Consider the following 4,977-nt stretch of genomic DNA (forward strand, 5'->3'; position numbering starts at 1 on the left):
CCCTCAATCACATCGTTGACGAGGCTGGCGCGCTGGTTAAAAAAGAATTGAGACATAGTGGTTCCTGAAGAGTAAGCGAAAACTCACCCTCCGGAGGCAGGCCCCCGGAGCGGTAACGGTCAACGTGAATTTTAGTCACGGATAAGGCGCTGGTGGCGCATATCGAGCACGATAGTCTCGCCGGGCTGCACGCTGTTCAGCGCCTCGCCCTGCTGGCTCAGCCAGGCGATCCCCGCCGCGCGGGCGATAATCGCGCCGTGAGCCTGTTCGCTGCCATCGCGCAGGCACAGGCCTTTAACGAAGCTGGCATCCAGCTGTAAGACGGTTGAGGGATAAATGTTGTCGGCAATAATAATTGTTGGCTCGCCGGGCGTCGGCACTCTCTCCTGAACGCCCTGCAGATGGCGCAGGGTGCGCTGCAAAATATCTTCGATATCGATATAGCGCGCCTGCAGGTAGGGGTCATCCAGCTGGCGATACTGCTGGCTGAGCTCCATCAACACCTGATGCCATGCCCATTCCGCCGTGCATTGTTCGGTGAGCAGGCGATCGTTGGCGGCATCAAACAGATCGTCATCGTCGAGCAGGGTGTGGTGCCCGGCGAAGATCGCCGCGATATCGGCGTGAAATTTATTTTCCGCCAGCTCGGTCAGGGCGATAAGATCCGCCAGCGTCTGGTCAATGGCCTGGCGCAGGCGCTGCTGCTCGCGGGCGGCATCGGCGGCAGCCGGGCGGAGCGGCTGGATCAGGGCCAGCGGATAGCGCAGGGCAGCGCCTTCGACGCGCTCGGGCGTTGCCGGAGCCGCTGCCGGTTGCGCCGCAGGCGATTCACCGAAGTTATCGGCGGCCAGCGCCTGAAACGCCGCCAGCGCCGCGTCGGCATCCGGACCGCGGGCCAGCAGGCGCAGCTTATCGTTGCGGCGGACCTGCAATAGCGCGATTTGGTTGAGGCTGTCCGGTTTGACGCACTTCCCGTTTTTCTCCAGCAGCAGATCGGCGTTAAAGCCCGCCAGCGCGGCGACCAGCTTCGACGCCGGACGCACGTGCAGGCCGTTGTGATTGTTAATAATGACTGACACCGATTTTGTGTCGCCGTCGTCGGCAAGCATCGGCGCCGGCGCGGCGTCAGAAGTTGGCGAAGGTAAACCCAGCTGAACCCGCTTGGCCTCCAGGGCGCTCATGGCGTCGGCGATCACCTTGTCGATCCCCGCGCCGGAGGCAGCGCTGACGGTGGCCGCCAGCGTCCCTTCCACCAGCGGCGCGGCGCACAGTCGCACCTTCGCGGCAATCGCCGGATCGAGCAGATCGAGGGCGGTTTCGGCGCTGAGCAACGCGCTGCCGATATCCATCATCACCAGCACGTGATCGGTATCGGCCACGGATTCGATCGCCTCCATGACTTTAAGCGGATCGGTGCCGATCGGGCTGTCGGGATCGTCGATCCCGGCGGCGATCGCCAGTTTGCAGCCATCGTTGATTAACATCTGCCGGGCCAGTTCTCCGACACCTTCGCCCAGCCGGGCGCTATGAGAAACAATAACCAGGTTTACCATCGCAATTTCCTTACTCTTTGGCGGCGGCGGCCAGCATCTGAACCATAAACAGCACCGAGGTCGCGCCGGGATCCTGATGTCCGATGCTGCGCTCGCCGAGATAGCTGGCACGGCCTTTACGCGCCTGCATAGTGATGGTGGCGTGGGCCGCACGCTCGGCCACTTCGCAGGCGGCATCCAGCGCGGCGGCGATCGACAGGTGCTGCTCGCTGGACTGGCGCAGGGAGTCCACCACCGGCAGCCAGACGTCGCACATGGTTTTATCCCCTGGCTCCGCTTTGCCGCGATTGACGACACCGTCCGCACCTTCGCGGATCATCAGGTACAGCTCGTCGAGCGTCAGGCTCTGGTGGGCCTGGGTCACCTGCGCGGCGCGAATGAAGAAGGTGCCGAACAGCGGGCCGCTGGCACCGCCGACGTTGGAGAGCAGCGTCATGCCGGTGTTTTTGAGGATAAAGCCAATATCTTTATCGGCAATCGACGGCAGCTTTTCGACCACTTTACTGAAACCGCGGTGCATATTGAGACCGTGGTCGGCGTCGCCAATCTCTTTATCGAGGCCGGTGAGAAAATCGCTCTCTTTGGTGAAAATATCGCCGCAGCGGTACAGCCAGTCGACGATTTGCGTTCTGTTCAGTGACATGTCGTGCTCCTTAGTTTCCCCAGTTCAGCGCCGGGGTGTGAACCGGGGCGTCCCATAGCGTCAGCGTCTCGTCATCCACTTTCAGCAGAGTGATGGAGAAGCCCGCCATATCCAGCGAAGTACAGTAGCTGCCGATGAGGTTGCGTTCGATGATGATGCCGGACGCTTCGCAGCGCTGGGCAAGGCGGTTATACACGCCATACAGTTCGGAAAGCGGAGTGGCGCCGAGGTTATTAACCAGCGCGATAACCCGGTCGCCGTTTTGCAGCGCGGTTTTGCTCTGCTGCACTTCCTGCCACGCGCCCTTGACGGTATCCCACTGGCGCAGCGTGCGGCTGTAAGCGCCGTTTTCCAGCAGGGTATCGAACATCTCATCGACGGTTTGGTCCAGCGAGCTGAAGCGGCGGCGGTCGATGCCCGGCTCGCCGTGAATGCCGACGCCGAACTCCATCTCGTCATCTTTCAGCGTAAAGGAGGGCTGCCCGGCAGCCGGTACGGTGCAGGCGCCGAGGGCGATACCAATCGAGTGGCCGAGATTGTTCAGGCGGCGGCCCAGTTCAGCGCAGGCTTCCAGCGAGTCGCCGCGCTCGGCGGCGGCGCCGACCAGTTTTTCGATCAGTACGGTGTTGGCGACGCCGCGACGACCGGCGGTATAGAGGCTGTCTTTCACCGCCACGTCGTCGTCGACCACCACGGTGGTGACTTTAATGCCGCTCTCATGCAGCAGCTCGGTGGCGGTCTCAAAATTCAGGATGTCGCCGGTATAGTTTTTGATAATCAGCAAGACGCCTTCGCCGCCGTCAATTTGCATCGCGCATTCAAACATTTTGTCCGGCGTCGGCGAGGTGAAGATTTCCCCCGGACAGGCGCCGGAGAGCATGCCCTGACCGATATAGCCGCAGTGCATCGGTTCATGTCCGCTGCCGCCGCCGGAGAGCAGGGCCACCTTGCCAGCCACCGGCGCGTCGGTGCGGGTCACATACAGCGGGTCCTGATGCAGGGTCAGCTGCGGATGGGCTTTAGCCAGCCCCTGTAATTGTTCATTCAGTACATCTTCAACACGGTTAATCAGCTTTTTCATTATTCAGTGCTCCGTTGGAGAAGGTTCGATGCCGCCTCTCTGCTGGCGGAGGCAGTCATCGCGTAGGGGTATCGTCTGACGGTGGAGCATGCCTGGCGATATGATGATTCTGGCTGAGCGGGCGAAAAAAAGAATGCCCCGACGATCGGGGTTCATTACGAAACATTGCCTCCTTGTTTTGTTTCTTTATGGAACGTTTTTGCTGAGGATATGGTGAAAATGCGAGCTGGCGCGCTTTTTTTCTTCTGCCATAAGCGGCGGTCAGGATAGCTGGCGAAGCGGGTGGGAAAAAATTTTTTGCTGATTTTCTGCCGACTGCGGGAGAAAAGGCGGTCAAACACGGAGGATTGTAAGGGCATTATGCGGCAAAGGAGCGGATCGGGATCGCAATCCTGACAGAGACTAGGGTTTTTTGTTCCAATATGGAACGTAAAAAATTAACCTGTGTTTCATATCAGAACAAAAAGGCGAAAGATTTTTTTGTTCCCTGCCGGCCCTACAGTGATCGCACTGCTCCGGTACGCTCCGTTCAGGCCGCGCTTCACTGGCCGGCGCGGATAACGCCAGGGCTCATCATGTCTACATGCGCACTTATTTGAGGGTGAAAGGAATGCTAAAAGTTATTCAATCTCCAGCCAAATATCTTCAGGGTCCTGATGCTGCTGTTCTGTTCGGTCAATATGCCAAAAACCTGGCGGAGAGCTTCTTCGTCATCGCCGACGATTTCGTAATGAAGCTGGCGGGAGAGAAAGTGGTGAATGGCCTGCAGAGCCACGATATTCGCTGCCATGCGGAACGGTTTAACGGTGAATGCAGCCATGCGGAAATCAACCGTCTGATGGCGATTTTGCAAAAACAGGGCTGCCGCGGGGTGGTCGGGATCGGCGGTGGTAAAACCCTCGATACCGCGAAGGCGATCGGTTACTACCAGAAGCTGCCGGTGGTGGTGATCCCGACCATCGCCTCGACCGATGCGCCAACCAGCGCGCTGTCGGTGATCTACACCGAAGCGGGCGAGTTTGAAGAGTATCTGATCTATCCGAAAAACCCGGATATGGTGGTGATGGACACGGCGATTATCGCCAAAGCGCCGGTACGCCTGCTGGTCTCCGGCATGGGCGATGCGCTCTCCACCTGGTTCGAGGCCAAAGCTTGCTACGATGCGCGCGCCACCAGCATGGCCGGAGGACAGTCCACCGAGGCGGCGTTGAGCCTCGCCCGCCTGTGCTATGATACGCTGCTGGCGGAGGGCGAAAAGGCCCGTCTGGCGGCGCAGGCCGGGGTAGTGACCGAAGCGCTGGAGCGCATCATCGAGGCGAACACTTATCTCAGCGGCATTGGCTTTGAAAGCAGTGGCCTGGCCGCCGCCCACGCAATCCACAACGGTTTCACCATTCTTGAAGAGTGCCACCATCTGTATCACGGTGAGAAAGTGGCCTTCGGTACCCTGGCGCAGCTGGTGCTGCAGAACAGCCCGATGGACGAGATTGAAACGGTGCTGGGCTTCTGCCAGCGCGTCGGCCTGCCGGTGACGCTCGCGCAGATGGGCGTCAAAGAGGGGATCGACGAGAAAATCGCCGCGGTGGCGAAAGCCACCTGCGCGGAAGGGGAAACCATCCACAATATGCCGTTTGCGGTGACCCCGGAGAGCGTCCATGCCGCTATCCTCACCGCCGATCTGTTAGGCCAGCAGTGGCTGG

Annotated in this window: 5 protein-coding genes; 1 reads left to right on the forward strand and 4 read right to left on the reverse strand. The window is 59.9% G+C overall.

The window, feature by feature from the left end; genetic code table 11:
- Positions 1-131: 131 nt before the first annotated feature.
- The 4 genes from dhaM to HMPREF9538_RS17395 all read right to left on the reverse strand — a co-directional run bounded on the left by dhaM (position 132) and on the right by HMPREF9538_RS17395 (position 3,618).
- On the reverse strand, positions 132-1,553 hold the full coding sequence (gene dhaM / locus HMPREF9538_RS17410; RefSeq protein WP_004174229.1) for a dihydroxyacetone kinase phosphoryl donor subunit DhaM: 1,422 nt from the start codon (positions 1,551-1,553) through the stop codon (positions 132-134).
- A 10-nt stretch (positions 1,554-1,563) separates the two neighbouring features.
- Positions 1,564-2,196, reverse strand: a complete 633-nt coding sequence (dhaL, locus tag HMPREF9538_RS17405; RefSeq protein WP_004181378.1) for a dihydroxyacetone kinase subunit DhaL — start codon at positions 2,194-2,196, stop codon at positions 1,564-1,566.
- A 10-nt stretch (positions 2,197-2,206) separates the two neighbouring features.
- A complete protein-coding gene (dhaK, locus tag HMPREF9538_RS17400) occupies positions 2,207-3,277 on the reverse strand; it encodes a dihydroxyacetone kinase subunit DhaK (protein ID WP_002917682.1) in 1,071 nt (356 codons plus the stop codon).
- Between the two features lie 155 nt (positions 3,278-3,432).
- Positions 3,433-3,618: a hypothetical protein gene (locus HMPREF9538_RS17395; protein ID WP_009484683.1), complete on the reverse strand. Its 186-nt coding sequence runs from the start codon at positions 3,616-3,618 to the stop codon at positions 3,433-3,435.
- 269 nt (positions 3,619-3,887) lie between these two features.
- Here HMPREF9538_RS17395 and HMPREF9538_RS17390 point away from each other — a divergent pair.
- Positions 3,888-4,977 (forward strand): glycerol dehydrogenase (locus HMPREF9538_RS17390; protein ID WP_032457055.1); only part of this gene is annotated, 1,090 nt, incomplete at its 3' end.

This window comes from Klebsiella sp. MS 92-3 (assembly GCF_000195655.1).
In the GTDB taxonomy this organism is placed as follows: domain Bacteria; phylum Pseudomonadota; class Gammaproteobacteria; order Enterobacterales; family Enterobacteriaceae; genus Klebsiella; species Klebsiella pneumoniae.